A 25,696-nucleotide genomic window follows, 5' to 3' on the forward strand; every position below is an offset into this window, starting at 1 on the left:
CGAGCAAACCGTCGCAGAGCCGGTTTAAGCGAGGATGAAAAGGGTCGCTCACTTGCTGCCGACCGCGGGTGCGACCGGCCCCCTGCGGACCCCGGCCGAGGCGCCGATCCCCGTTCTTCACAGCGCCCGGAACCGGGCCCGGCGGTGCTCCGCAGAGGGTAAACAGGCCTGCGCGAGGGCGGCACCGGGCGGAAAAAGGCTTCGTTCACCACGTCGGCGTTTTCAGGTCGCGCGCTTCATCCCGCCGTCCCGCGACGATGGCAGGATCGGATCAGGAATTCGCGCCGGCCGCGCCGGCCAAACAGCGCCCCCCTGGAACCGGATCGATGTCGTTTCTCCTGCGCGCCGCCCTCGTGATCGGAGCCCTGTCGTTTCTTGCGCTTCAGCGCCAGGAGGGGTCGTCGCCGGCCCGGCCGCGCGCTGCCACCGCAGAGACCGCATCGGGGATCGCGACGGGCGAGGCGATGGATCGCCTGACCACCGGCGGCATCGGCGCGCTAGTGAACGCCGTGAACGCGCTGCCGCCCGAGACCCGCGACGAGATGGTGCGGGCCGGGGCGGAGGCCGTCGCCCGCCACGTCACGGACCAATTCGCCGGACAACCCATCACATCGCCGCGTCCCTCCGCCGACACCCTCTCGGCCAGCGACCGCCGGCCGTCATGGCGGGGACCCACATCGCATTGAGCGCGGTTCTGGCCTGATGAGGCGGTGCTCCTATAACGGGCGTGTGCCGCCGGCCGGGTAGGAGCGACGATGTTCGGCTTCGGGAACGAGTACGAAGGCTTGGCCTTCTGGCTGCCGCTGATCTGGGCCGGCCTGCTGGCTCTGGCGGTGGCGATGTACGTCGTCATCGACGGGTTCGACCTCGGGGTCGGCATCCTCTTCACCGCCGCGCGCCCCGGCAACTGGCGCGACCGGATGATGCTCTCGGTGGCGCCGATCTGGGACGGCAACGAGACCTGGCTCGTGCTTGGCGGCGGCGGGCTGTTCGCGGTGTTCTCGGTCGCCTACGCGATCCTGCTGCCGGCGCTCTACCTGCCGATCATCCTGATGCTGATCGCGCTGATCTTTCGCGGCGTCGCCTTCGAATTCCGCTTCAAGGCCGAGCGCTCGCAGGTGGTGTGGGACAACGCCTTCCATTACGGCTCGCTGGTCGCCACCTTCGCCCAGGGCATGGTGCTCGGCGCCTTCGTCCAGGGCTTCCAGACCGAAGGCCGGGGATTCTCCGGCGGCACCTTCGATTGGCTCACCCCCTTCAGCGTCATGACCGGCATCGGCCTCGTCTGCGGCTACGGTCTGCTCGGCGCGACGTGGTGCGTGATGAAGACTTCGGGCGAACTGGAGATCTGGTCACGGATCAAGGCCAAGCAATTCCTGATCGGCACCGTCGTCTCGATGGCGATCGTCAGTGCCTGGGTGCCGTTCCTCGGGCTCCACATCCAGTGGCGCTGGTTCTCCTGGCCGAACCTGCTGTTCGTGGCGCCCGTGCCGCTGCTGACCGCCTTCGTCTGCTGGCGAATCTGGCGGGCGATCGAGGACGGGCGCGAGGTGGCACCGTTCCTCCTCTCGATCGCCCTGTTCCTGCTCGGCTTCCTCGGGCTCGCGATCAGCCTGTTCCCCTACATCGTGCCGCCCAAGCTGACGATCTGGCAGGCAGCCAACGCGACCTCGGCGCTGGAATTCGCCCTCGTCGGCTACGCGGTGGTGATGCCGCTGACGCTCGCCTACACGGCCTATGCCTACTGGGTCTTCCGCGGCAAGATCGAGGAAAACCCGAACGCGGCGAGCTACCATTGAGCGTCCGGCGCATCCTCTGGTTCGCCGCCCTCTACGGTCTGAGCCTCCTCGCCTTCACGGCGCTCGTCTACTTCATCCGCGCCATCGCGCGGTGAGGCGGGCAGCGGATCAGAGGCAGAGGGGAAAGGCGGCGGCAAGCCAGAGCGTCACGCCTTCCCGCGCCCACAGCAGCGCGCCGGCCAGCGTCAGCGCGCCGAGAAGGGCGAGGACGACGAGTTCGTCCCGCCCGCTCATCCCGGCCTCGCCCGCAGATCCCGCCGCGCCAGCGGAGCATCGCGGATCGGCAGGTTGAGGAGGCCGGCCAGCAGCGCGATGCCGATCGAGAGGGTCCAGGCCGCGTCGTAGGAGCCGGTATGGGCGAAGATGAAGCCTGCGCCCCACGCGCCGAAGAAGGCGCCGACCTGATGGCTCATGAAGACGATGCCGAACAGGGTCGAGAGATAGCGCACGCCGAAGATCTGCCCGACGAGGCCGCTCGTCAGCGGCACGGTGCCGAGCCAGAGAAAGCCGATGGCGCAGGCGAACACAGTCGCAGAGAGCGGCGTGAGGGGAAAGACGAGGAACAAAGCCATCACCGCGGCGCGGGCGACGTAGATCCACGACAGCACGTACTTCTTGCGCAGCCGGTCGGCGGCGACGCCGAAGGCGTAGGAGCCGAGGATGTTGAACAGGCCGATCAAGGCGAGCGCTCGGGCGCCGACGCCTGCATCGAGGCCGGCATCGGTCAGGACGGCCGGAAGATGCGTCGAGACGAAGGCGATGTGAAAGCCGCAGACGAAGAAGCCGGCATTGAGCAGCCAGTAGCCGCGATGTCCGGCCGCTTGGCGCAGGGCGACCTTCAGCGGGATCTCGTCCGTCGCCCCGCTCGTCCGCACCGCGGAAGCCCCCCTGCGCGCAATGCCGAGGGCCAGCGGCAGCATCAGCGTGGCGAGGCCGGCTGCGGCGAGCAGCGCCCCGCGCCAGCCGAGGCCGTCGACGACGATCTGCGTGGCCGGTACCAGCAGAAACTGCCCAACCGAGCCGCCGGCGGTGACGATGCCGGCGGCCGCGCCCCGTCGCCCGGGCGGCATCAGCGGCACCACGGCGCCCAGCACGACGACGAAGGTGACGCCGGTCATGGCGAGCCCGACTAGAAACCCGAGCGTGACGGTGAGGCCGAGCGCCGAGGAGATGATCGCCGCGAGCGCGAGGCCGACCGCGTAGAGGAACCCGCCGATGGCGGCGACACGGCCGGGTCCGTACCGGTCCGCCAGCGCCCCGACGAAAGGCTGGGCGAGGCCGAAGATGAGGTTCTGCACGGCCATGGCGAGGCCGAAGCTCTCGCGTCCGACACCGAGATCGAGCTCGACCGGCCGCATGAACAGGCCGAAGCCCTGGCGGATTCCCATGGCCATCGTCACGATCACCGCGCCGCAGGCGAGAGCGATCCAAGGGGCGGGCCGGCGAAGAGGCGGGGAAGGGATCAAGGTCGCGGATCCGGGACAATCAGCCGGAATCATAGTCCGTATCCCGGCCTCGGCAGAACCGGCTCATGCTGCATGACCGCTCATGCGGCGGGAGCGGCACACGAGCGTGGCGCCGGTGTCACCCGTCCGCGCCGTTCGCCGGCCGCCCCTCCGCGCGCGTAGCCTTGCCGGCCCCCGCTCCGCTAAGGTCCGTCCCATGATGTGGGATTTCGGCCAAGCGGCGAACGGTTCGCAATGACGGCGCAGGGACCGGACAGGCCGGATCAGGAGACAGCCGAGACGAGGGCTGCGGCGCGGGAAGCGGCGCGAGCGGCCGCCCTTCTCGCGCGCCAGCTCGGCCGCCTTGCCGGCAGCGCGGGGCGGGGCGCATGGCGCAGCGGCGCGGCGGCGGCCAAGGAAGCGGTAAAGGGGATCGCGCCGGTCTTCGCACGGGCGGCAGACCGCCTTCGCTCGACCGGACCGCGCGCGGCGCCCGCCGCACCCGTGGCGGATCCGGCGCCGGTCGAGCGGCCGGAGACGCGGCGCCCATCCTCCGACAGTCGCCCCGCCCGCTCTCCCCGCCGCCGTCGGCCATGGCTCATCGGAGGGGCGATCCTCGTCGGCCTGCCGCTGGTGATCCTGGCCGGCTACATCTTCGCCGCCTTCGCCACCCTGCCGCCGCTCGGCGGCGTGGCGCCGGAGGCGGCCCAGCGCGCCCTCGTGGTCGAGGCCGAGGACGGGCGCTCCTTCGCCACCCGCGGCGCGTTCCAGGGCGAGCGGCTGACCGAGAAGACGCTGCCGCCCCGGCTCGCCCAGGCCATCGTCGCGATCGAGGACCGGCGCTTCTACAGCCACTGGGGCATCGACCTGCGCGGCATGGCCCGCGCCATATGGCGCAACGCCACCGGCGGCGGCGTGCGCGAGGGCGGCTCGACCATCACCCAGCAATATGCCCGCCTCACCTCGCTCAGCCAGGAGAAGACGCTCCGGCGCAAGATCCAGGAAGCCTTCCTGGCGCTGCGCCTGGAGAGCACGCTGACGAAGCCCGAGATCCTCGTCGGCTACCTCAACACCGCCTATTTCGGCGCCGGCGCCTACGGGGCGGACGCGGCGTCGCGGCGCTATTTCGGGCATGGCGCCGAGAAGCTGACCCTGCCGGAGGCGGCGATGCTGGCCGGCCTCGTGCGCGCGCCCTCGCAGCTCGCCCCGACCCGCAATTTCGGCGGCGCCAAGGAGCGGGCCGACCTCGTGCTTCAGGCCATGGTCGAGACCGGCGCGATCAGCCAGCCAGAGGCCGACAAGGCGCGGGCCGAGAAGCTGACCCTGCACACCCCGCCCGAGACGCCGCCGGGCACCAACTACTTCCTCGACGCGGTCCAGGGCGAGGTGAAGCGGCTGACCGAGGCGGCCGGCGACGTCACCGTCCGCTCGACGCTCAACCTCGATCTCCAGAGCCTCGCCGAGGGCGTGCTCGCCCGCCGCCTCGACGCGGAGGGAGGCAAGAAGAAGGTCGGCCAGGGCGCGCTGATCGCGATGGCGCCCGACGGCGCGATCCTCGCCATGGTGGGCGGGCGCGACTACGAGGACAGCCAGTTCAACCGGGCGACCCAGGCCAAGCGGCAGGCCGGCTCGCTGTTCAAGCTGTTCGTCTACCTCGCGGCCTATGCGCGGGGCTACTTCCCCGATAGCGTGCTCGTCGACCGCCCGACCCAGATCGGCGAGTGGGAGCCGCAGAACTCCAACAACCGCTTCCGCGGAGCGCTGCCGCTGCGCCAGGCCTTCGCGCTCTCCGTCAACACCATCGCGGCGCAACTCGGCGAGGAGGTCGGGATCCCCGCGATCGTCGCCGAGGCGCGCCGGCTCGGCGTGCAGGCGGAGCTGCCGGCCGTGCCGAGCCTCGCGCTCGGCACGGCCGACGTATCGCTCTTCGAGATGACCCGCGCCTATGCCGGCGTGCTCGGGCCGGGCGTGCCGGTGGAGCCCTACCTCGTCCGAACGGTCCGCGGGAACACGCCGCAGCCGCTGTTCCAGCGCCCGGCACCGAAGCCCGGCGCGGCGATGGACGCGCAGGTCCAGTCGATGATGCTCGACTCGCTTCAGGCGGTGGTGGAATCCGGCACCGGCAAGGCGGCACGAGTCAACGGCCTCGCGGTCGGCGGCAAGACCGGCACCAGCCAAGATTACCGCGACGCGTGGTTCGTCGGCCTGACCCCGGACATGATCGTCGGCGTCTGGGTCGGCAACGACGACAACGCGCCGATGAACAAGGTCACCGGCGGCGACATCCCGGCCCGCGTCTTCCACGATTTCGTGGAGCGGGCGCAGAAGGTGATGAAGGGCCGCAAGCGCCCTGCCCCCTCCACCGCGCGGGCCGAGCCGGCTCCGACGGCCGTGGCGCCCGCGGCACCGGCCACAGGCGAGGTGCGCGGCGTGCCCGAGGTGGTCGATACCGGCACGCTGACGATCCGCGGTCGCAAGGTGCATCTGCTCGGCGTCGTCGGCGAGAGCGGCGCGCTCGCGCGCCAGCTCGCGCGCTACCTGCGCCGCCGCGAGGTGATCTGCTCCGGCGATCCGACCTCCGCCCGCTGCCGCCTCGACGGCGACGACCTCGCCGCCCTGATCGTGACGGCCGGGGGGGCGCGGGCGAGCGAGGACGCGCCGAGCGACCTGATCGAGGCCGAGGATCAGGCCCGGGCCGAGCGGGCCGGTTTGTGGCAGCGGGAGCGGTGAGAGGCGGTCGGGTGATCAGCCCGCATCCCTCGCGGCCGAGGACGGGCGACGCGTGGCACCTGCAGCGCGACGGGTGCCATCGATGATCAGGGCGTGCGGCACGCCATGGCCGCCGTCGCCTCGACCACACTGAGCGCCCGGCGTCGAACTTCGTGGGAGACACGCGGGCTGTCGGCGACGGCCGACGCCTCGCGCTTCAGCGCCGCGTCGCAGGCGCAGGACGGATGGCCGCTGGCGTCGTAGCAGGTATCGTGGCGCATGCAGGCCGCGTCGAGCTCGTCGATCGGGGGCGCCCCGTCGCCACGCTGACCCTTGCCGCAGTAATTGCCGTGGAACAGTGCTTGGCCGGCCACGACCTTGTCGAGATCGCCTTTCGGCGGTGCCGGGGTTTCGGCCTGCCCACCCGGATTGAGATCGTTGGCCGGGCCGCCCGCTCTGGCTCCCGATCCGCGCAGCGTCTTCGGGATGCCGGAGCTTGCGCCGGGCTCGTTCAGGGGTTCCGCAGCGCGGGCGTTCGGATCCGAGAGATCCGGCAGCGGCGGAGGAGGTCCCGGACGAGGCTCCTCGATCTCCGTCGTCGCGGCAGGTACTTTCTCCACGGCGCCCTGTGCTGAAAGATCATGCGGGTGGATCAGACAGATCAGCCCAAGCACGATGAGAAGACGAGATTTCATCGTGTCCCCCAAATTGCGAACCGATCAACTTGGAGGCTGCCGATTTCGTTCCTCAGGGCCGGACGCGTATCGATCGAATAGGCATATCCGCGAACACTGCTCCGAGAAGACAAGTTTTGCGTGTGAAATGTTTATATTACACGCATTCATCGACGAAGCGCCGAGCCGATGCGAGTGTGCAACGATTGAAGATCCTGCGGCGTTCTCGCCTTCGGCCCAGATCGATTGGGCACCTTGGGAGCAGATCATGCTGGGACGTTTTGGGCTGGGAGTCGTTTTGACCATGGTGGCCGGCAGCGCTGCGTTGGCCGCGCCTATGTCGGATGAAGACAAGGCGGTCCTTCAACAGCAATGTGCCGGTGATTTCACGACTTTCTGTGCCGGCTTGCCGCCCGAGGACGGCCCCGAAACCCAGGCCTGCTTCCAGAAGAACATGTCTCAGCTCTCCCCTGGCTGCCGGACTGCGATTCAGGCGTACAAGAAGAAGGGTTGACGCTTCGCAGCCGGAGATGATTGGCAGCGCAAGTCGCTCCACGATGGACGGCAGGGGTTCACTTCTGCCGGCCAAGCTCGTAGTATTTAAAGAATATATATATCTCTATTTCCTGAGATTTCTGGACAATAGATATTTCCACCCCGATATAAGATCCAGAATCGGCAACTCTCGTCCAGACCACATCTTGTTACTCGATACGGCACTTGCGATTCCCGTATCATCAGCGTCATAGGCCATATCGGATTGCTTGGCGTGCATGAGGCCCGTCCCGCGTCCTGGGGGTGTGTCGGTGGGGAAGTCAGCTTTTTCGAGGAGCCGCGAAGCGCTGTTGCTTCTCAGTCTGACGCCTGTCCTGATCCTCGGCGCCGCCGCAGCGTATTACCTCACACGGCCCACGACCCTGACCATTGCCGTCGCTCCGAGTGGCGGGACCGAACCGGCCCTGCTGCGCGCCTATGCCGACGAACTCGTCCGAAGACGGGTCGGCATCCGGCTGAAGGTCATCCCATTCGACGGCGTGCGCGAGAGCGCGGAGGCGCTCAAGGCCGGAAAAGCCGACCTCGCCGTGGTCAGGCCCGATGTCGCGATGCCGGGCAACGGCTTGACCCTCGTCGTCCTGAGGGAACTCGCCGTCTTCGTTGCGGCGCCGATCTCCACCGGCATCACCAGTTTCCCGAATCTGGCGGGCAAGCGATTGGGTCTGCTGGCCGGCCGAACCGCCGACCGGACACTCGTCGGCCACCTGGCCGACCATTACGGGCTGGAGATCCTGGCCGACGCGGCAAGCGGCGTCGTGCCGGCCAATGCCATGTCCATCGTGCCGATCGAGGAGGCCGAGATCGAAGCGGCGCTCCGAGACCGGCGTCTCGACGCGATGATTCTGGTCTCCACCCCGACTTCGCCGGCCGCTCGGCGCGTCGTCGGCCTCGTGCACGCCGCGAGCGAGGAGGATGGCGCGACGCTCGTCGGAACCGCCGAGACCGGCGCGGTCCTGGCGCGTTGGCCGCGTCTGCAATCGATCACGATTCCGGCGTCCCTATTCGGCGGAAATCCGCGCCTGCCCGCCGAGGACGTCACGACCGTCGGCTCGTCCTATCGCCTGATGGCGCGCGCCAGCCTGTCACGCAGCGTCGCCGCCGAGGTGACGCAGCACCTGTTCGAGATGCGGGCAGCCTTGGCGGACAAGGTGTCGGCCGCGGAGAGCCTCACGCACCCGGCCTACGAGGACAGCGCGGACGCCACCAGCGCCCGCCTCCCCATCCATCCCGGCGCGCTCGATTACTACGAACGCGAGCAGGAGACGTTCATCGAGCGCTACGAAAGCTGGATCTATCTGGTCGCCATCCTGGCCGGCGGATTCGGCTCGACGCTCGCATGGCTGCGGCAGCGTCTCGGACGCATCCGCCGGGAGCGGATCGCGGTGGCCACGACGCGCCTGCTGGAATTGCGCTCCGACGCCCGACGCGAGAGGGAACGAGGGCGTCTGGAGACCATGGCCGCCGAGATCGACGATCTCGCCGCCAGCATCGCGCGCCATGCCTTGAACCGCCCGACGGAACCGCGGATGCTGGGTGCGGCCAATGTCGCCATCGAGGCGGCCCGTTCGACGGTCCGGCGCCGTATGGGGCAGGACGGTGTGCCGGAAGGCGCGCCGGACGTGATCTAGGCTTTCAGGCGTCCGGCGCGGGTGTCCACCTCACCGGCGGGAGGTGACTTCGACCCGCGAGGATCGGAGGGCCGGTCGGCCATGCGGAGCGGAGGTGCGGCGGCCCGATGCCGAACCGCATGCCGCCTCGGCAACGCCTCCTACTACCGTTTCCGATTGATCGCTTCGGTTTTTACCCGACGTCGTCATCGCGAGGCGAAGCCGTGGCGATCCAGGGTGCGACATTTCCGGAAAGCGCGGAGCCCTGGATTGCTTGCGCCTTACCTCGCAATGACGAAGAGACGCCGAAGCGATCCAGCGGAGACCGTATGAGACCATTCCGATCGCGTTCGACGCTACCGGAACGGCGGCTCATCAAAGCTCCTGAGCTTCCTCGAATGCAGGCCGGCCCGGTCGGTGCGCAGCGCGTCGAGGGTCGCCAACCCGATCTGGAGATGCTCGGCCACCGCGCGCTCGTAGAAGGCGTTGGCCGCACCCGGAAGCTTGATTTCGCCGTGCAGCGGCTTGTCGGAAACGCAGAGCAGCGTCCCGTAGGGCACCCGCAGGCGGTAGCCTTGGGCGGCGATGGTGCCGCTCTCCATGTCCACCGCGATCGCCCGCGACAGGTTGATCCGCCGCCGCTCCTGGCTGAAGCGGAGCTCCCAGTTGCGGTCGTCGTAGGTCACGACGGTGCCGGTGCGCAGGCGGCGCTTGAGCGCATCCGCCCGCTCGCCGGTGACGGCGGCCGCCGCCGCTTGCAGGGCGATCTGCACCTCGGCCAGCGCCGGCACCGGAATCTCCGGTGGCACGAGGTCGTCGAGGATGCGGTCACGGCGCAGATATCCGTGGGCGAGCACGTAGTCACCGATGGTCTGCGATTGGCGCAATCCGCCGCAATGCCCGACCATCAGCCAGCAATGCGGACGCAGCACCGCAAGGTGGTCGGTGATGGTCTTGGCGTTGGAAGGGCCGACGCCGATATTGACGAGCGTCGAGCCCTGGGGCGCCCCGTCCGGCCCGCGGCCGACGAGGTGGTAGGCCGGCATCTGGTACTTGTGCCAGGGCGAGGCGGCGATCAGCGCCGCCGGGTCGGCAGAGGCCGCATCGGCCCGCTCGACCACGATCCCGCCGGGCAGCACCAGCCGCTCCCCCTCTCCCGCCGCCAAGCGCTCCAGCCCGTGGCGGACGAAGCCGTCGACGTAGCGGTGATAGTTGGTGAGCAGGATCCAGGGCTGGATCTCGCGCCAGTCCGAGCCTGTGTAATGCACGAGCCGGCGCAGGGAGTAATCGGTGCGCACCCCGTCGAACAGGGCGAGCGGGCGCGGTTCGCCAGGGCTTTCCAGCCAAAGCCCGTCGGCCACCTCGTCGCCGACGACCGAGAGCAGCGGCACCGGAAACAGGGTGGCGAGGTCGCTGGTGCTGACGCCGCTGCCGCCGAGATCGGTGCCGGGCTCGACGATATAGGGATAGGGGATCTCCTGGCCCGAGAGGCCGACCTCGATGCTGGCGCCGTAATCGCGCACCAGCGGCCGCAACTGCTCCAGCAGGTAGGCGCGGAAATAGCCCGGCTGCGTCACCGTCGTGGCGTAGAGCCCCGGCGCCTGGAACTTGGCGGTGGCCCGGTTGAGACGCGGCAGCGGCCCCGTGGGTTGGTAGGTCAAGCGCAGCTCAGGGTAACGGAACTGGAGCCGCTCGGTCGCGTCCGGCGGAATCCGGTGCTCGAGGTAGCGCGCCAGCGCCGCCTGCAGCGCCTGGGTCGCGCCCGCATGCAACGCTTCGAGCCGATCCACGGCCGTCTCCGCGTCGGCGACAGCCTCCATCGGCCGCAACTCGTCGATGGCCATGCATCCTCCCCGCTCGCCCCACGGTGTCTACATCGACACGGCCGGCGAGACGAGCAAGCGGCCTGCAGGAATGCGGCCCGCCTTGCAGCCACGCCGCACCGAGGCGACAAGGCATCGTGAGAGCATCATCCCGAAAGGTGGCCGCCGGCTTTCGGAAGAAGACGATGCAAAAGTCAATGCAATCACCTGAACCGAGAGCGCGAGGGCGGATGAACGAGAATGTCGAGCGGCGCCCCGGCGAGGAGGCGATCCCGCTGCCCGCCGAATACGATGCCGGCCTCTACTTCATCGGCCGGGTGCGCACGCCCTGGACGACCCGCGCCGAGTGCCCGAAGAACAACACCCAGACGGATGCGGTCTGCACGCTCGAAGTCGATGGGCGCTACCAGCCGGCGCTGCAGAACCTGGAAGGCGCCACCCACCTGATCGTTCTTTACTGGATGGATCGGGCGGCGCGGGACCTTGTGCGCCAGCAGCCGCGCCACGCGCCCGCCAGCCGCGGCACCTTCTCGCTGCGCTCGCCGGCGCGGCCGAACCCGATCGCCCTGGCCGTGGTCGAGCGGCTCGCCATCGTTGACGGCACGGTCAGCGTGCGCGGGCTCGACTGCCTCGACGGCACGCCGCTCCTCGACATCAAGCCCTATTTCGCCTCGACCGACAGCCGGCCGCAGGCGCGGGTCGATCGCGCCGGAACGGAAGCCCCGGCCGCGTCCTGACCGTCAGGATCGAGGGGCTGGCGGCTCGGCCTCTCCCGGCCGTGCCGCGCCGGATCCCGTCCTCATCCACCGGGAGAGAAGACGCAGGTAGACCGGCTTGACGTGGGTCTTGTAGGTCCGCCGGGCCACGCTTCGCCCGTGCCGGAACCCCTTCTCGGCGAGCGCCGTCAGCCGCCCCTTCACGGAGCCGCCGGGGGAGACGTCGATCAGGAGATCGGCGATCGCGCGGCGCTCCGGCCAGACCTGCGCCAATGCCGCGGACGTGTCGCGGTTGCAGGAATCGAGGGTGTCGATGTCGCCTTGGGCGAACACCGTCTCGGGCATCGCCTCCATCAGCAGCGAGCCGGGCCCCCATTTCGCATAAGCCTCGTCGTAGGCCATCTTCCAGCCGAACGCCGTGCGGCCGGATCGCAGCCAGATGTTCATCGCGATCGCCCGGCCGTCCAGCCGCAGGGCTTCGATGCCGGCGCAGCCGTCCCGCGCCAGCCCGACGATCATCGTCTCGGCGAAGGCGCGCAGCGGCGGCGCGTTGCGGATCGCCCGCCCACGCCGGCTCGCCCGGCCCTTCCAGCCGGCGGCCTCCAGGTCGACGAACTCCTGAAACGCTGCGCTCACCTCTTCCGGCTTGCGATAGCTGACATGGCGCAGGTCGCCGCGCTCCGCGAGCCGCTTGCGTTGCCGCCGCAGGTCGGCGCGCCGCTTCGACGAGACGGCGTGGGCCGGTGCAGGCTGCCCCGCAACGGGCGCGCTGAACTGGGCGCGTTGCCGCTGCTCGATGGTGGCGACGCGGGCCCCGTGCCGCTCGGCCGCAGCCATGAGCGCGGAGAAGACCGGCCCGTCCGTCGCGATCTGGTTGGCGCAGATCAGATTCGGCAGGGCGGGGTTGCGGGCAACAGCCGCCAGCATCGCCGCCAGGGCCGCGACCGCATGATCGCGATCGAGAACGGGCGAGCCGAGGAAGGTCAGCGAATTGCACGGGGCTTCCAGCGCCCGGACGGGCAGGCGCGAGGAAGGTCGCGCACTCACGAGGAGCCACACGCCGATCAGTTCGGCCCCTCCCCCTTTGCGTGGGGTCCAGACGAGGAGGACGTGCAGCGGCGTCTCGGTCACCGTGTAGATCGCACCGGCGATGGCGGGCTCCATGAACACGTTCGGCTCGGCGCAGCGCTGAACCAGGCGCCGCCAATCCGCGGCGAGCGCGCGGAAGCGCGGCGCGGCGGCGAACTCGACGGAGATCTCGGCAGGGTTCGGCTCTCGGATCGGAGCCGTCTCGTCCGGGGCCGGGACGGATTCGACCGTGCCCAGGCCCTTGAAGTCGCCGCTCGAATCCATGGACGGCCTCTCCTCGGCATCGCCGCCCCGACGGTGCCTTCTCTGCCCCGCTTGAGACGACGACAAAGCCGCGCTCGAAGCACGCGTTCTTCAGGGGTACATCCGGATGAGCGAAGCGGCCGCCGGCGCGGCGGAGGGCGAACGCGCTTACAGGAGTTGCCCGCCGGCGAGGCGGTAGCGGCCGATGGCGCTCTGGAACGCGGCCCAGCCGGACATCGCCGGATCGCGGATGATGTAGCGGAGATAGGCCCGCTCGGCCCGGTTCAGGCGCCAGGGCGTGAGCAAATTCCCGCACAGGCGGCGCGGCGAGCGGATCTTGAGCGTCTCGGGTTCGGCGGCCCCTTCCTCTCCGTCGCGCAGGCGGCAGCCGAGGGTGACGAAGTTCAGGCCCGCCAGCATCGCCACGTCCATGTGGTACCAGAAGCGTGGGTTGCACTCGATGAAGGCGATCCGGCCGTCCGGACTGCGACGGATATCGAACCCGACCACCCCTCGGTAGCGGAAGTGTTCGATCAATCGGCGGGCATGGTCATCGATGACCGGAACCCGGATCTCCTCCAGCTTGGTGAGGGTCCGGCGATAGGAAAACGAGGCTACGATCCGCCCGGCTTCGCACAGGTAGAAGCTGCTGAGCTCCTCTCCCGGAATGTATTCCTGGCAGATGATCGGCGTGTAGTTGAGATGTTCGGGAAGCGCATCGGCCGAATCGATCCGCCGCACCCCGTAGCCCCCCGACATCGCGGCGGGCTTCAGAATCAGAGGGAAGCCGAAGCGGACATAGTCGGGGTCGTGGCGCAGATCCGCCATCGTCGCGTAGTGGCGCGTCACCGGAACGGGCAGATCGAGGTCGGCGCAGACACCGGCGAAGCGCCACTTGTCATCGAGCGCGTCGAACGTGTCCGGGGCCGGCACCGGATAGAATGGCGCTCCGATCTGCGCACCGTGGATGGCTAGGAGCCGCGTCGTCCGGCTGCAGCTCGGCAGAACCATCTCGATGTGGTGAACGGCACAGAGCCGACGAATCTCGGCAAGGTCGGATGGCTGAGGGTCGGCAAAATCGCCCGTGAACGCGATGAACCGTTCGCAGAACCGAGATCGCTTCAGAAGATCGGCGTCACCCGCGCCGAGCACATAGACTTCACTGAAACATTCGCCCGCGCATCGCAAAACTCGATACTGGATGCGCGGGCCACAGGCCAGGACAAGCGCGCGCTTCATTGCAAAGCCTCATGCCCGAACAATCTCTGCTCAGGCAGAGAACGGACTCATCATTGTGCTTTATGATCGTCTGTCTCGAATCATACTTGTTCAGGAAAAACTTATCGTCAACAACTCTGCTATAGCGGGGCCGAAATTTATATCAGTTCTATACTGATGCGCGCACGGGATATATGGAGCTAGAACACAATTGCCACTTCCCGCCTCGGCCGAGGACCAGGCCCGATCGTGCGGCGATCGCCGGTCACCGCTGCGACAGCCGCTCCAGGGTCAGCGGGTCGAGCCGGCCGTCGAAGAAGGTCGCGAGGGCGCGGGCGAAGTCCGGCGCATCCGGGTCGGCCTGCGCGAACAGCGTCATGGAGGAGCGGAACTTCACGTCGTCGGGCGCACCGAACAGCGTGTGCGCCGAGCGGTCCTCCCAGGCATTCGCCGCCCGCGTGCAGGTCCGCAGCCTCTCGCCGAGCAGCGGATGGGCGAGATAGGCCCGCGCCTCGGCCAGCGATCCGATCGCGTAGCGTCGAGCCATGGCGCTGGAGCCGAGCCCCGCGATCTGAGGGAAGACGAACCACATCCAGTGGCTCCGCTTACGCCCGCCCTGCAACTCCGCGAGCGCCGTCTCGTAGACGCCGGCTTGTGCCTCCACGAAACGGTTCAGGTCGAACCTGTCGTCCATCGTCAGCACCCCAAGCGGCGCGGGCGGTCGGACTCGGCCGTAGCCCCGGCCGTCCTGCAACCGACTCGCGAGGCAGGGCAACCGGCCGGGACGGGCGCGCGTTCCTCAGGCCAGAGCCGCCATCGCCTCGAAGACGAAAGCGTGGCGCGCAGCAAGCGCGTCGACGTCGCTGCCGTAGCCGCCGCCGATCACCGCGCAGAGCGGGATGCCGCGTGAGCGCGCGAGGCCGACGACCGTGCGGTCGCGGGCGCGCAAGCCGTCGTCGGTGAGGCAGAGGCGACCGAGCCGGTCGTCGCGGTGGGGATCGACGCCGGCATTGTAGAAGATCAGGTCCGGCGCGAAGTTCTGGATCAGGCTGGGCAGGCGCGCCTCCAGCACCGCGAGATACTGCGCATCCCCCAACCCATCGGGCAGGCCGATATCGAGATCGCCCGGCACCTTGTCGTGCGGGTAGTTGCGCTCGCAATGGATCGAGAGCGTGAACAGGTCCGGCTCGCGGGCGAGGCAATCGGCGGTGCCGTCACCCTGATGCACGTCGAGGTCGATGACGAGCGCCCGCGCGATCGCTCCCTCCCGCCGCAGGGCGAGGGCCACCACCGCCACGTCGTTGAACACGCAGAAGCCCGCCCCGCCGCTCCGCCGGGCGTGATGGCTGCCGCCGGCCGTGCTCCCGGCGAGTCCGTGGGCGAGCGCGAGGCGCGCGGCGCGGAGCGTCCCGCCGGCCGAGGCGCGGGCGCGGGCGGCGACCTCCTCCGTTACGGGTAAGCCGATCGCCCGCTCGATTGCATGCGGCACGTCGAGGGTCAGCACGGCCTCGACGTAGCCTGGATCATGCGCGCCCGAGAGAAGGGCCGCATCGGCGGGCTCGGGCGTGACGAAGCCCTCCGGCGCGAGGCCGCGGGCGCGCAGGATCTCGGCCAGCCGGCCGTATTTGCGCATCGGAAAGCGGTGGCCCGCCGGCAACTCGGCCTCGTAGGCCGGATGGAACACGATCGGGATCAAGGGGGCGGCCTGGATCAGCGTGGGAGTGTCACACGCCTGATAAGACGGCGCTGCTAGGGGCGTGATGGGACGCGCCGTCGCGCCCGGACATCACGATCGACGGGAGACGCCGCGCATGATCGCCCTGCCGGAGAGCGGCGCCTCCGCCGCCCTCGCACTCTGCGCGGCCCTCGTTGCGGTCAACCTCGCCAGCCTCGCCGTGGCGGCCCTGCGGATCGGGCGCAAGGGGAAACCCTCGGCTTTCCCCGCCGGCGCACCCGTCTCGGTGGTGCGGCCGCTGCGCGGCCTGGAAGCGTTCAGCGAAGAGACCCTGCTGGCGAGCTTCCGGCTCGATTATCCGGCCTACGAGCTGATCTTCTGCGTGGCGGATGCGGGCGATCCGATCCTGCCGCTTCTGGAGCGGATGCGGGCGGCGCATCCGCAGATCCCCTCGCGCCTGATCCTCGGCGACGAGCGCCTCGGCGGCAATCCGAAGCTCAACAACTGCGTGCGCGGCTGGGATGCCGCCCGGTACGAATGGGTGATCCTCGCCGATTCCAACGTCCTGATGCCGGCCGACTACGTCCAGCAGATGCAGGCGGCGTGGCGCGCCGATACCGGCCTCGTCTGCTCGACGCCGATCGGATCGCGGCCGGCAAACTTCTTTGCCGAGGTGGAGTGCGCGTTCCTCAACACCCTGCAGGCCCGCTGGCAATATGCCGGCGAGGCGCTCGGCCTCGGCTTCGCCCAGGGCAAGAGCATGCTTTGGAACAAGCCGTTCCTCGAGGCGCGGGGCGGCATCCGCGCCCTGAACGCCGAGATCGCCGAGGACGCCGCCGCGACCAAGCTCGTGCGCGCCGCAGGCAAGCGGGTCCATCTCGTCGCCGCGCCCTTCCGCCAGCCCCTCGGGCACCGCGACCTGGCGGAAGTGTGGTCGCGCCAGGTGCGCTGGGCGCGTCTGCGGCGGGTGACCTTCCCCCTGTTCTTCGCCCCCGAGATCGGCATCGGCGCCCTGCTGCCGCTGGTACTGACCGGCTTCGTGGCGGGCACGCGAGAGGCCGTGCTCTGGCTCAGTGGAGCGGGTGCGCTGTGGTACGGCGCGGAGATGGCGCTTGCCGCCCGCGCCGGCTGGCACCGCTCGCCGCGGATGCTCGCTGCCTTCCTCGTCCGCGACGCGTTGCTGCCGGCGATCTGGGCGAGCGCCTGGGCCCGCACCGCCATCGTCTGGCGCGGCAATACCATGGACATCCGCACCCGCGACGCAGCCCCGCTGGAGACGGGACCGAGCGCGGCCTGACTGCGTCCGACAGCCGGCCTGCCGATCGAGGCGCTGCTCGCGCCAGGGCGCGATGCCTGCGACGGACCGCCTTCGGCGAGCACGTCCTCTTCCGACGCGCTTTGGTCCATCGCCCCTGTTGGCCAGCATCGCGGTCACGCGCGCAGGCGCATGATCGATTGTCGGACTCGCACACTGGCCCGATCAATTGAGCAGATCCGCGGGCAGCGCCGCCACCCGGAACACAAATCTGTTATCATCGGCACCCGCTCAGCGGAACCAAAACTCGAATACAGCAAAAACAATACTTATAGGCCGGCAAAATACACCTGAAAATAATCGAAACAACGGCCCATTCATTTTCGGAAAGAAGCCTGTTGCCAACGAAGCCGCCGACTCGCCTTAGTCAACAGATCTGTTAAAAAGCAGTAAGCACCGCGAACGCGCCGTGTCGTCAGGGGATCACACAGCGATGGCTTGGATGCCGTTCCGAAACGTGCTGCCGACGTCATCCGCCAACCGAGACAGGGACGCGGAGCAACGGTCTGCGGCCCCGGAACCATCCCCCTCGCCACGGTTGCCGAAGGCCGCCATGCCCGACCTGATGGAGGGCGGCAGACGCCCGCGTCCCGCGCCGGAGCCGGCGGCGCCCACGCTCGATGCCATCGGTCAGCGCGACGAGGTCGTCCGGCAGCGCATCGACGCGATGGTCGGCCGACTGGAGGATCTCCGCAGCCTCCAGGATGATTTCACGCTGATCCTGCAGCCGCTGGCGAGCATCAGCAGCGAGCTTTCGAAAGCCAGCGTGCGGATCGCCGAGCTCGAGAGCACGCTGTCCCAGGAAGTCAACGCCAATGGCGGCTTGCGCGACGAGGTCGTGGACCTGTCGGCGAAGCTCTCGCGCCTGACCAACGAACTGGTGGATTCGCAAGGACAGGCGAAACGGACGCTGGAGAACTTGCGCGAGCGCGATGCGGCGGTCGAAGCGTATCAGATCGACCTGCGCGACAAGCTGTCGGTCATCGAGAATCTGGAGCGCCAGCTCTTCTCCGAGGTCGAGCAGAACAAGGCCCTGGTGAGCGAGAGCCGAGCGCTGCGGCAGGAGGCGCAGGCCGCCGACAGTGCGTTGGCACGCTCCGAGCACGAGCTGAACAATCTGCGCGAGAAGAACAGCCTGCTGGAGACCGACGGGCGCAGGCTCCAGCTTCTCAGCGAGGAGCAGGCGACGCAGCTCGCGGATCTCGATGCCCGCCATCGCGACCTCACGGCCACCGCCGAGGCGGACCGGCAGCGCCTGCGCCTCATCGAGACGCAGCTCGCGACGGAGATCTCGGTGCGGGAGCGCAACGAGGTCCAGCACGAAACGGAATTGGCCGCCTTGCGGAACGATCGCGCCAGTCTCGCGATGAAACTCGAAGCCGCCGCGAACCGCGCGGCCTCGACGGAGCAGTTGCTGGTGCAGGCGCGCAATCAGTTGCGGGATAAGGACGAGGAGTTCCGCGCGGTCGATCGCAACTTCAAGGAGGCGACGATCGCGCGCAGCACGCTGGAACGGCGCCTCGAAGCGCTGCAGGCCGATCTCGCCCGCCAAGCCGATCGGTTCCAGGAGATCCAGCGGATCCGCGGCGAACTCGACAGCCGCTGTGACATGCTCAACAAGGCGCTGGCCGCCAAGGATGCCGCGATCGAGCAGACGATGAACCGCAACGCGGTTCTCAACGATCGCATCGAGCACCTGACCCACCGGCACGAAGCCGCCCGCGCCGATCTCGAAGCCTCCAATCGCAGATTGACGGAGGAGTTGCAGAACGAGCGTTCGGAGCGGGCCCTGCTGCAGGGGGCTCTCGACATCGCCCGCGAGAGCCGGGCCACGCTTCAGAAGCAGCACGATGCCTTGAAACGCTCGGGGCGCCCCTGGCGGGAGCAGATGCACGACGAGGCCGACAACGAGAGCGCGCAAGCCTCGGCCGAAGAGGTGAGCAACGTCCGCCCGTTCACCTCCACCGGCAAGTCGGCCTCGTCCGACGCCGCCCGTTGAAGAAGAGCTGGAAGGATCGTTGAATGTCAGAGCAAGCTGTGAAGGACGCCCCCTCCTCCGGCAACTCGATTCTCATGAGGGCTTGGCAGGCCAACGTGACGCGCCCGGGCGATAAGGTGATCAATTTCTCCCCGGCCGGTTCGGAGGGCGGCTCCTCTGACGGGGCAGCGCCGTCGCTGCCGCAGCGCGACTGGGTCTCGGCGATCGATCTCGTGCAGGAGGCGGCCGAGGCGATCCGGATCAGCGAAGAGCGTGCCGTCGATCTCGAGAACCAGTTGAGGAACGTCATCGCCCAGGCCGAGGACGAGGTGCGCCAGCTTCAGAAGACGATCGCGTCGAACCAGCTCCTGCTGTCGCAGGCGGAAGAGCGCGCCCGCCGCGCAGAGACGCGCGCCAAGGAAGCGGAAACCTGGCTGGTGCGGATCCACGATGCCGTGTTCACGGCCTTCGGCTCCAAGACCAAGCCCGAGACCGCCGAGTCCGGCGAGAGCGGGCCGGACACGCCCTAAAGGCGAACCCTCGCTGTCATGAGTCTCGACACTTCGTGCTCGACAACCGGCGAGCCGCGTCCACCGGCTCCAGCCTCCGAACGGACCCTGTTCGACATCGAGTTCGGGCTGTCCGATGCGCTGGGTCTGGTGAAGCAAGCCGCGGACACGATTCATGACCTGCAGCGCTGGCGGGATACGATCGAACCGCAGACGCTGAGTCTGATCCGGAGCGTCCAGCAGGAGCGGGTCCGCTGGCAGCGGGAGCGAACGGCCCTGGCCGGTGAAATCCGGGAATGCCGGCTGACGATCGACGCGACGAAGATGGCCCTGCAAACGGCTTTATCCGAGAACGAGGGGCTGCAGCGGCGCTATCACGACGCGAAAGCGTGCGCAGCGTCCGCCGAAAAGCGCGCCGCCGCGGCAGAGGACTTGCTCGCCTTCATCTATCAGACTTTCCAAGTCGAGCTGGGCGGCGCGGCCGGAAACGATAGGATCCGCCTGCCGTCTCGTCCGGCCGGTGAGCGGATCGCGCCCGAGTCGCTGCCCGCCTCCGCGGCGCCTCACGGCACTTCGTCGAGCACCGCATCACCAGAGCCCGGCATCGACCTGGGCCTGTGACGTTTCGGAGCCGGAAACGGGCTCTTGGCAGCGCGGTCGACCGGTGCAGCGGGCCCATGCCCCGGGAACGGTAACGCTCTCGCTCTGCATCGCTCCCACTGCCCCACCCCCTGCCGGGGATGCCGCGCCTGGCGGCCTTGATCCGGGTTGGGAACCGGCGGACGCGGACACCGGCGACTGAGGCCCGCAGAATGACAGGGCAATCGCTGTTCATGCGATGCCGACCCTCTTTCGTGCGTTGGTTGCATTGTCGTCGCAAATCCAGTTTAGCTCCGGGCTTGATCAGCAGCGCCGCGGATCAGAACTGCGGCTCGCTCTCGGAGAGACCCGGTTCACCGATGCAATGTCTTGCAAGAGCGCTCGCTATCCTCGTTGTGTCGGGAGGTCTGATTGGTGGAGCCGAAGCCGGCGAGGCGAAATTTTATCGCGGCACGCATGTCTGCAACGGCAACCTGACGCTCGACGATTGGGAATTTTCCCCGGCGGACGCGCGGTTCAACGTCTTCTTCCGGAGGGCGGACGGGCAGTCCTTCCAGGCGCTCGAACTGACGGCGCAATCGACCGCTGACGGTCTCGTCCTGTCCGACCGGCGTGGCCGCCCCTGGCTCGCGCTGCGCACGCAGCCGGACGGCGAGACGCTTCACGGCCGCTGGCTCACCTACCAGGGGCGGCCGCAGACCGAGTGCGAACCGTTCACGGTGGAACGCACCGAGAGCGCGAAGGCGCGCATGGACGGCCTGTTCGCTCTTTTCGGCGAGGCCGAACCGACGGTCCGGACCGCCCGCGCCGCTGCGGCCGAACAGCAGCGCCTGCCGCCGATCGAATTGCTGCCGGAACTCGACCAGCAGGCCTATCGCCAGCGCTACGCCGAGGCCGCACCGGCCTTCTGGAAGCGGTTCTACGAGGCGGAGCGTAAACGGCTCGCCGGCGCCCCCATCGCCACGCCGGAGGAGCGCGAGCGGCTTGTCGCAGCGTTGCGCGCGGGAACGAGCGCCGAGGCGACGCCCCAGGGCTCGCTGGAACGCGACGCCGCCGCCCGGCAATCCGCGCTCGATCGCCTGCGTCTCGTGGCCGACCGCCTCGCAGATCAAAACAGCCCGTTGAAGCCGCTTGCAATGGACGGTTTGTGCGAGCGGCTCTCGGACTTCGGCTATATCGACACCGAGCGGCTCGAACTCGCCGTCGGCCTGCCGGTGGAGTCTTGGAACCGCGCCTTCACCGAAAGCCTCATCCAGCAGGTACAATCCTGCAAGGAGGGCAAGACGGTCGTCCGCCTCCTGACCCAGTCCTATCCGGAGATCGAGCGGCGCGGGCGCAATGCGGCGTGGCTGCGCGAGCAGTGGGAGCGCCTGCGCGCCCTTCCGCCGACCCTGGCGACGCTCCGCGATACGAACGGGCTGCATCTGAGCCAGGAGGAGCTGCGCCGGAACGACGTCCCGCGGGCCCTCTACGAGCGCTTCGTCGGAGCGCCGCTCGAACCGCGTCGCGCGGAGGTGGAGCGGGCCGCCGTCCGAGAAATCGAGGATGCGTTCGCCAAGGAGACCCCGACGAGCCTTCCCCTCGACCAGGCGCGCTCACGCTGCCAGAGTCTCGGCGGCCGTTCCTGGGGCAACGACGCGCTGTCGCGGCTCTACAAGGTCTGCACCGAGGCCGCCGACAGCTATGTCGACCGGACGATCCGGCGCTCCTTCCAGGCCCAGGTCGAGCGGATCGAGACCGCGCCGAAGACCTTCGAGGGCCTGCGCACGAACCATTGGTTCCTGATGGACACCAGCGATCTCGCAGGGGCCTATCCGCCGCCGGCACTGCTGGCTGAATTTAACGCGAAGGTGGGCGGCGCCCGCGCGGAGGCCGTCCGCGCGGCGAGAGATGAGGTCGAGAAGGCGTTCGCCGCGGCCGACCCCTTGGCGCGGACGCCCGAGGCGCCGATCCTGCGATGCGGACGCGAGGTGCCTCCTTCCGACGAGACGCTGAGGCCGCTGGTCCAAGCCTGCCTCGACGCCAGCCGTGCCTTCGAGACACGCCGCGAGGAAGCACGCTGCAAGGAGGCGCTGAAGGCCTCGGGGGCCGGCGACGGGTTGCTGGCGGCAACGATCAGACCGAAGCCCGGCTCGGATACTGCAATTCCGGTGCGTCAGGTCGTGTGCGGCGGCGCCCGGCAGACGATCGCGGTCACCTTCCCGACCTCGGGAATGCTGTGGTGGTCCAAGCAGTACATGGAGGTTCGCCTGCCGAACGATCCGAAGCGCGATGAACCGCGCACCGTCCGCTGGCTGATCGAACCGGTCTCCGGCAAGGCCGAGTGGGCGATGACGAAGCTCGAAGCCAAGACCATCGACCTGCCCGTCCCGGAGGAGCTGTTCCTGCCCTGCCTCGCGCGCCAGGGCCTCTGCCGGTGACGCCGGCGGGCTGGACCGTCGCGGTTGCCCTCGTTCTGGCCGGATGGCTTACCGTGCCGGAGGTCCGCGCCCAGACGCAGCGCCAGATCGGTCGCTACACCGTGACCGAGCGGATGGTCGGTGCGTGGCTGCTCAAGTCGTCGAGCGGGCCGCTCGGAGCCTATTGCACCATCGAGCGGCGCGCGGGCGGGCAGACCTTCGGCTACCAAGTCACACGGGCGGGTGAACGCTATCTCGGTCTTTCCTCCTCCGCCTGGCAGCGGGCGTCGGGATCGTTTGAAACGGTCCGGCTCACTGTCGGCGGCGCAACGCTGTGGGCGGGCCGCGCCGCAGCGCCGGTTCCGGACAGTCTGGTGCTGCCGATCAAGCCGGAGCAACGTGATCCGGCGGAGACCCTGTCGCGGGCCGACAGCGCCCGGGCGGACATCTCAGGCCAAGTGACGCCGTTCGACCTGTCGGGGGCCGCCGAAGCGCTTCAGGCGCAGCGGACCTGCCTCGCCGGGGCGCAGTGACAGGCGTTCTTCCGCGCGCCGCCGTCGATGGGCTAGGGAAGCCCATGAACATCGCCATTCTCGAGACCGGCCATCCGCCCGAGCGGCTCGGCGGCCGCTTTCCCTCCTACGGCGCCATGGTGGCGGCGCTGATCGGCGACGGCCACCGCTTCGAATGCTTCGACGTGACGGCGGGGCGTTGGCCCGAGGCGCCGGAGGCGTTCGAGGCCTTCGTCATCACCGGTTCGCCCGCCTCGGTCTACGATCCGATCCCCTGGGTCGAGGATCTGCTCGCCTTTCTACGCGGCCTCGACCGCTCGAAGAAGCTCGTCGGCCTCTGCTTCGGGCATCAGGCCCTGGCGCAGGCCTTCGGCGGGAGGGTGGAGCGGTCGCAGCGGGGATGGGGCCTCGGGTTGCACGCCTACGCGGTGGTCGAGCGCGCGCCCTTCATGGACGAGGCGGAGAGCATCGCCATCCCGGTGAGCCATCAGGATCAGGTCGTGGCCCTGCCGCCCGGCGCGCGGGTGCTGGCCGGCAGCGCCTTCACGCCCCACGGTGTCCTGGCCTGGAGCGATCGCCCCGCCCTCTCCTTCCAGTGCCACCCGGAATTCGCGCCGGACTACGCCCGCGCGCTCACCGACGGCCACCGGGCCGGCGCGACCGACCCGGCCCTGGTGCCGGCGGCGCTGGCTTCGCTGGAAGCACCGCACGACAGCGCCCGCGTCGGCGGTTGGATCCGGCGCTTCCTGCGCGAATGAATCAGCCGCGGTAGGCGCCCTGCCGCTCCAACATCCAGCCGGGATATTCCAGCGGCAGCCGGGTGGCCGCGTCGAGCCGCGCGAGATCGTCGGCGTCGAGCTGCACCCGCGTCGCGCCGATATTGTCCTGAAGCTGCCCGACGCGCTTGGCCCCGACGATGACGCTGGTGACCACCTCCCGGTGCAGCAGCCAGGCCAGCGCCACCTGCGCCACGCTGCACCCCTTCGCCTCCGCAATCCCGCGCATCGCCGCCAGCGTGCCGGCGCCGCGCATCCGATCGACCGGCGGGAAATCGAAGGTGGTGCGCCGCCCGTCCGCTTCCGTGCCCTCGCCGTCGTACTTGCCGGAGAGGTATCCACCGGCCAGCGGGCTCCACACCATCAAGCCGATCCCCTCTGCGGTCAGCATCGGCGCGATCTCGCGCTCCAGATCGCGCCCGACCAGGGTGTAGTAGGCCTGAAGCGAGACGATCGGGCTGAGCCGGCGCATCTCGGCGAGCCCGACCGCCTTCATCACCTGCCACGCCGCCCAGTTCGACAGGCCGAGATAGCGGACATGGCCGTGGCGCACGAGGGTATCGAGCGCCTCCAGCGTCTCGGTGACAGGTGTTGCCGGATCGAAGCCGTAGATCTGGTAGAGGTCGATATGGTCGAGGCCGAGCCGGACGAGGCTCGCCTTGCACTGGCTGAGGATGTGTCCGCGCGAGGCGCCGCGGGCGTTCGGCCCCTCCCCCATCGGCCCCAGCACCTTGGTGGCGATCACCACGTCGTCGCGGGGAATGCCGAGATTCTTGAGCGACTGGCCGAGGATGCGCTCGCTCATCCCGCCCGCGTAGACGTTGGCGGTGTCGATGAAATTGATGCCGGCATCGAGCGCGGTCTTGACGAGAGCGTCGGCCTCGTCCTGGCCGAGCCGGCCGATCTGACCCCAGAAGCCGTCGCTGCCGCCGAAGGTCATGGTGCCGAGGCAGAGTTCGGATACGAACAGGCCGCTCCGGCCGAGGGGGCGTAGGCGCATGGAGAGATCTCCGTCTGAAAGGAACACCCCCTGTTACGGTGTCCGCGGCATCCCGCGCACGGCCGATCCTCTCAAGCCCTTGCCCGATCCTCTCAAGGCCACCCTGCCGTGATGCGCGGCGAACGGGCAGGCGCTAGGATCGACCCATGACGACCGACCTCCCTGGCCTCGCGGCGCTGATCGAACGGCAATGGCATCGCTTCGGCCGGGAGACGCCGGCCGACGGGCTGCTCCTCAACCGTGCCGAGGCGCCGAGCGGACTGATCCGCGCCGTCTACCGCCCCTCCTTCTGCGTCGTGGCGCAGGGCGCCAAGGCGACGTTGCTCGGCGACACGGCCTTCCGCTACGCCGCGGGACAGGCGCTGTTCGCCTCACTCGATCTGGCCGTGACGGCCCGAATCACCGAGGCGAGCCCGGCGCGGCCCTACCTCGCCCTCAGCCTCGCGATCGATCTCGGCGCCCTGGCCGATCTGCTCAGTACCCAGGCGCCGACCCTCGCGGAGGTGGGCGCCCCGACCTTCGCTCCGCTGCGCACCGTCGCACTCGATCCCGACCTGTGCGATCCTCTCGCGCGCCTCCTCGCCCTGCTCGATCACCCCCGTGACCTCCCGGTGCTGGCACCGCTGATCGGGCGGGAGATCGTCTGGCGTCTTCTCGGCGGTCCGCTGGGTCCGGCCTTGCGGCAGGTCGGCCTGCCCGAGAGCCACGCCGCGCGGATCGGCCGGGCGACGGCCTGGATTCGCGAACACTATGCCGACGCCGTGCGCGTGGCCGATCTGGCGGCGCTCGCGCGCATGAGCCCGGCGAGCTTCCATCGCCACTTCAAGGCCGTGACGACGATGACGCCGGTTCAGTTCCAGAAGCAGGTCCGGCTCCACGAGGCGCGGCGCCAATTGCTCGCCGCCGGAGACGTGGCGGGCGTGGGCTACGCCATCGGCTACGAGAGCCCGTCGCAGTTCAGCCGCGACTATCGCCGCCTGTTCGGAGCGCCGCCGGGCCGGGACGGCGCCGCGATCCGCGCGCGTCTCACCGCCGAGCCGACGCTGCCGTAATT

General features: G+C 69.1%; 23 protein-coding genes. 14 read left to right on the forward strand and 9 right to left on the reverse strand.

Features of this window, described 5'->3' with window-relative positions; genetic code table 11:
• Window positions 1-326: 326 nt before the first annotated feature.
• The gene (locus LPC10_RS03640; protein WP_231345503.1) at window positions 327-686 is read left to right on the forward strand and encodes a hypothetical protein; all 360 of its coding nucleotides are present in this window, start codon (window positions 327-329) and stop codon (window positions 684-686) included.
• Between the two features lie 69 nt (window positions 687-755).
• Window positions 756-1,799: a cytochrome d ubiquinol oxidase subunit II gene (gene cydB, locus LPC10_RS03645; RefSeq protein WP_231345504.1), complete on the forward strand. Its 1,044-nt coding sequence runs from the start codon at window positions 756-758 to the stop codon at window positions 1,797-1,799.
• A 108-nt stretch (window positions 1,800-1,907) separates the two neighbouring features.
• On the opposite strand, the gene LPC10_RS25525 is transcribed toward cydB, so the two are convergent.
• Window positions 1,908-2,033 (reverse strand): hypothetical protein, encoded by a 126-nt coding sequence (locus LPC10_RS25525; protein ID WP_255700731.1) that lies wholly within the window; start codon window positions 2,031-2,033, stop codon window positions 1,908-1,910.
• Window positions 2,030-3,187, reverse strand: a complete 1,158-nt coding sequence (locus LPC10_RS03650) for an MFS transporter (RefSeq protein ID WP_231345505.1) — start codon at window positions 3,185-3,187, stop codon at window positions 2,030-2,032. The genes LPC10_RS25525 and LPC10_RS03650 overlap by 4 nt, the downstream gene beginning before the upstream one ends.
• A 312-nt stretch (window positions 3,188-3,499) precedes the next feature.
• Between LPC10_RS03650 and LPC10_RS03655 the strand changes: the two genes are divergently transcribed.
• Complete coding sequence (locus tag LPC10_RS03655) at window positions 3,500-5,974, forward strand: PBP1A family penicillin-binding protein (RefSeq protein WP_231345506.1); 2,475 nt, start codon at window positions 3,500-3,502, stop codon at window positions 5,972-5,974.
• A gap of 86 nt (window positions 5,975-6,060) precedes the next feature.
• Here LPC10_RS03655 and LPC10_RS03660 read toward each other — a convergent pair whose 3' ends face one another.
• On the reverse strand, window positions 6,061-6,648 hold the full coding sequence (locus tag LPC10_RS03660) for a phospholipase A2 family protein (protein ID WP_231345507.1): 588 nt from the start codon (window positions 6,646-6,648) through the stop codon (window positions 6,061-6,063).
• A 1-nt stretch (window position 6,649) separates the two neighbouring features.
• On the opposite strand from LPC10_RS03660, the gene LPC10_RS03665 reads away from it, so the two are divergent.
• Together LPC10_RS03665 and LPC10_RS03670 are read left to right on the forward strand one after the other, a co-directional pair.
• Window positions 6,650-7,141 (forward strand): hypothetical protein, encoded by a 492-nt coding sequence (locus tag LPC10_RS03665; RefSeq protein ID WP_231345508.1) that lies wholly within the window; start codon window positions 6,650-6,652, stop codon window positions 7,139-7,141.
• Window positions 7,142-7,433: 292 nt separating this feature from the next.
• Window positions 7,434-8,810 (forward strand): TAXI family TRAP transporter solute-binding subunit, encoded by a 1,377-nt coding sequence (locus LPC10_RS03670; protein WP_370644646.1) that lies wholly within the window; start codon window positions 7,434-7,436, stop codon window positions 8,808-8,810.
• 335 nt (window positions 8,811-9,145) lie between these two features.
• Here LPC10_RS03670 and LPC10_RS03675 read toward each other — a convergent pair whose 3' ends face one another.
• Window positions 9,146-10,633, reverse strand: a complete 1,488-nt coding sequence (locus tag LPC10_RS03675; protein WP_231345509.1) for an AMP nucleosidase — start codon at window positions 10,631-10,633, stop codon at window positions 9,146-9,148.
• A 209-nt stretch (window positions 10,634-10,842) separates the two neighbouring features.
• Here LPC10_RS03675 and tsaA point away from each other — a divergent pair, with 209 nt between their 5' ends.
• Window positions 10,843-11,349 (forward strand): tRNA (N6-threonylcarbamoyladenosine(37)-N6)-methyltransferase TrmO, encoded by a 507-nt coding sequence (gene tsaA, locus LPC10_RS03680; RefSeq protein WP_231345510.1) that lies wholly within the window; start codon window positions 10,843-10,845, stop codon window positions 11,347-11,349.
• A gap of 3 nt (window positions 11,350-11,352) precedes the next feature.
• Here tsaA and LPC10_RS03685 read toward each other — a convergent pair whose 3' ends face one another.
• The 4 genes from LPC10_RS03685 to LPC10_RS03700 all read right to left on the reverse strand — a co-directional run bounded on the left by LPC10_RS03685 (window position 11,353) and on the right by LPC10_RS03700 (window position 15,574).
• On the reverse strand, window positions 11,353-12,681 hold the full coding sequence (locus LPC10_RS03685) for a GNAT family N-acetyltransferase (protein ID WP_231345511.1): 1,329 nt from the start codon (window positions 12,679-12,681) through the stop codon (window positions 11,353-11,355).
• A 147-nt stretch (window positions 12,682-12,828) separates the two neighbouring features.
• Window positions 12,829-13,899, reverse strand: a complete 1,071-nt coding sequence (locus LPC10_RS03690; protein WP_231345512.1) for an ATP-grasp domain-containing protein — start codon at window positions 13,897-13,899, stop codon at window positions 12,829-12,831.
• Between the two features lie 244 nt (window positions 13,900-14,143).
• Window positions 14,144-14,572, reverse strand: a complete 429-nt coding sequence (locus LPC10_RS03695) for a DUF1810 domain-containing protein (RefSeq protein WP_231345513.1) — start codon at window positions 14,570-14,572, stop codon at window positions 14,144-14,146.
• A gap of 105 nt (window positions 14,573-14,677) precedes the next feature.
• Window positions 14,678-15,574, reverse strand: a complete 897-nt coding sequence (locus tag LPC10_RS03700; protein ID WP_231345514.1) for a histone deacetylase — start codon at window positions 15,572-15,574, stop codon at window positions 14,678-14,680.
• A gap of 115 nt (window positions 15,575-15,689) precedes the next feature.
• Between LPC10_RS03700 and LPC10_RS03705 the strand changes: the two genes are divergently transcribed.
• From LPC10_RS03705 to LPC10_RS03735, 7 genes are all read left to right on the forward strand, one after another.
• Complete coding sequence (locus LPC10_RS03705) at window positions 15,690-16,850, forward strand: ceramide glucosyltransferase (protein WP_231345515.1); 1,161 nt, start codon at window positions 15,690-15,692, stop codon at window positions 16,848-16,850.
• A gap of 571 nt (window positions 16,851-17,421) precedes the next feature.
• The gene (locus LPC10_RS03710) at window positions 17,422-18,867 is read left to right on the forward strand and encodes a chromosome partitioning protein ParA (RefSeq protein ID WP_231345516.1); all 1,446 of its coding nucleotides are present in this window, start codon (window positions 17,422-17,424) and stop codon (window positions 18,865-18,867) included.
• A 23-nt stretch (window positions 18,868-18,890) separates the two neighbouring features.
• Window positions 18,891-19,376, forward strand: coding sequence for a TolC family protein (locus LPC10_RS03715; protein WP_231345517.1), 486 nt, complete (start codon window positions 18,891-18,893; stop codon window positions 19,374-19,376).
• An 18-nt stretch (window positions 19,377-19,394) separates the two neighbouring features.
• Complete coding sequence (locus LPC10_RS03720; protein ID WP_231345518.1) at window positions 19,395-19,976, forward strand: hypothetical protein; 582 nt, start codon at window positions 19,395-19,397, stop codon at window positions 19,974-19,976.
• 191 nt (window positions 19,977-20,167) lie between these two features.
• The gene (locus LPC10_RS03725) at window positions 20,168-22,375 is read left to right on the forward strand and encodes a hypothetical protein (RefSeq protein ID WP_231345519.1); all 2,208 of its coding nucleotides are present in this window, start codon (window positions 20,168-20,170) and stop codon (window positions 22,373-22,375) included.
• A gap of 53 nt (window positions 22,376-22,428) precedes the next feature.
• Window positions 22,429-22,887, forward strand: coding sequence for a hypothetical protein (locus tag LPC10_RS03730; protein WP_231345520.1), 459 nt, complete (start codon window positions 22,429-22,431; stop codon window positions 22,885-22,887).
• A 44-nt stretch (window positions 22,888-22,931) separates the two neighbouring features.
• Window positions 22,932-23,624: a type 1 glutamine amidotransferase gene (locus LPC10_RS03735; RefSeq protein ID WP_231345521.1), complete on the forward strand. Its 693-nt coding sequence runs from the start codon at window positions 22,932-22,934 to the stop codon at window positions 23,622-23,624.
• A gap of 1 nt (window position 23,625) precedes the next feature.
• Here LPC10_RS03735 and LPC10_RS03740 read toward each other — a convergent pair whose 3' ends face one another.
• The gene (locus LPC10_RS03740) at window positions 23,626-24,642 is read right to left on the reverse strand and encodes an aldo/keto reductase (protein WP_231345522.1); all 1,017 of its coding nucleotides are present in this window, start codon (window positions 24,640-24,642) and stop codon (window positions 23,626-23,628) included.
• A 146-nt stretch (window positions 24,643-24,788) separates the two neighbouring features.
• Between LPC10_RS03740 and LPC10_RS03745 the strand changes: the two genes are divergently transcribed.
• Window positions 24,789-25,694 carry an AraC family transcriptional regulator gene (locus tag LPC10_RS03745; protein WP_231345523.1) on the forward strand — a complete coding sequence of 302 codons (906 nt, stop codon included), beginning with the start codon at window positions 24,789-24,791 and terminating at the stop codon, window positions 25,692-25,694.
• Window positions 25,695-25,696: the final 2 nt, after the last annotated feature.

Source organism: Methylorubrum sp. B1-46, from assembly GCF_021117295.1.
Lineage (GTDB): Bacteria > Pseudomonadota > Alphaproteobacteria > Rhizobiales > Beijerinckiaceae > Methylobacterium.

What these genes read in the sequence shown, in the direction of transcription:
- LPC10_RS03725 (WP_231345519.1), top strand. Translation starts at nt 20,168, where the DNA reads ATGACAGGGCAATCGCTGTTCATGCGATGCCGACCCTCTTTCGTGCGT.
- LPC10_RS03705 (WP_231345515.1), top strand. Translation starts at nt 15,690, where the DNA reads ATGATCGCCCTGCCGGAGAGCGGCGCCTCCGCCGCCCTCGCACTCTGC.
- LPC10_RS03650 (WP_231345505.1), bottom strand. Translation starts at nt 3,187, where the DNA reads ATGGGAATCCGCCAGGGCTTCGGCCTGTTCATGCGGCCGGTCGAGCTC.
- LPC10_RS03660 (WP_231345507.1), bottom strand. Translation starts at nt 6,648, where the DNA reads ATGAAATCTCGTCTTCTCATCGTGCTTGGGCTGATCTGTCTGATCCAC.
- cydB (WP_231345504.1), top strand. Translation starts at nt 756, where the DNA reads ATGTTCGGCTTCGGGAACGAGTACGAAGGCTTGGCCTTCTGGCTGCCG.
- LPC10_RS03745 (WP_231345523.1), top strand. Translation starts at nt 24,789, where the DNA reads ATGACGACCGACCTCCCTGGCCTCGCGGCGCTGATCGAACGGCAATGG.
- LPC10_RS03655 (WP_231345506.1), top strand. Translation starts at nt 3,500, where the DNA reads ATGACGGCGCAGGGACCGGACAGGCCGGATCAGGAGACAGCCGAGACG.
- LPC10_RS03640 (WP_231345503.1), top strand. Translation starts at nt 327, where the DNA reads ATGTCGTTTCTCCTGCGCGCCGCCCTCGTGATCGGAGCCCTGTCGTTT.
- LPC10_RS03715 (WP_231345517.1), top strand. Translation starts at nt 18,891, where the DNA reads ATGTCAGAGCAAGCTGTGAAGGACGCCCCCTCCTCCGGCAACTCGATT.
- LPC10_RS03675 (WP_231345509.1), bottom strand. Translation starts at nt 10,633, where the DNA reads ATGGCCATCGACGAGTTGCGGCCGATGGAGGCTGTCGCCGACGCGGAG.
- LPC10_RS25525 (WP_255700731.1), bottom strand. Translation starts at nt 2,033, where the DNA reads ATGAGCGGGCGGGACGAACTCGTCGTCCTCGCCCTTCTCGGCGCGCTG.
- LPC10_RS03690 (WP_231345512.1), bottom strand. Translation starts at nt 13,899, where the DNA reads ATGAAGCGCGCGCTTGTCCTGGCCTGTGGCCCGCGCATCCAGTATCGA.
- LPC10_RS03685 (WP_231345511.1), bottom strand. Translation starts at nt 12,681, where the DNA reads ATGGATTCGAGCGGCGACTTCAAGGGCCTGGGCACGGTCGAATCCGTC.
- LPC10_RS03695 (WP_231345513.1), bottom strand. Translation starts at nt 14,572, where the DNA reads ATGGACGACAGGTTCGACCTGAACCGTTTCGTGGAGGCACAAGCCGGC.
- LPC10_RS03740 (WP_231345522.1), bottom strand. Translation starts at nt 24,642, where the DNA reads ATGCGCCTACGCCCCCTCGGCCGGAGCGGCCTGTTCGTATCCGAACTC.
- LPC10_RS03735 (WP_231345521.1), top strand. Translation starts at nt 22,932, where the DNA reads ATGAACATCGCCATTCTCGAGACCGGCCATCCGCCCGAGCGGCTCGGC.
- tsaA (WP_231345510.1), top strand. Translation starts at nt 10,843, where the DNA reads ATGAACGAGAATGTCGAGCGGCGCCCCGGCGAGGAGGCGATCCCGCTG.
- LPC10_RS03720 (WP_231345518.1), top strand. Translation starts at nt 19,395, where the DNA reads ATGAGTCTCGACACTTCGTGCTCGACAACCGGCGAGCCGCGTCCACCG.
- LPC10_RS03710 (WP_231345516.1), top strand. Translation starts at nt 17,422, where the DNA reads ATGCCCGACCTGATGGAGGGCGGCAGACGCCCGCGTCCCGCGCCGGAG.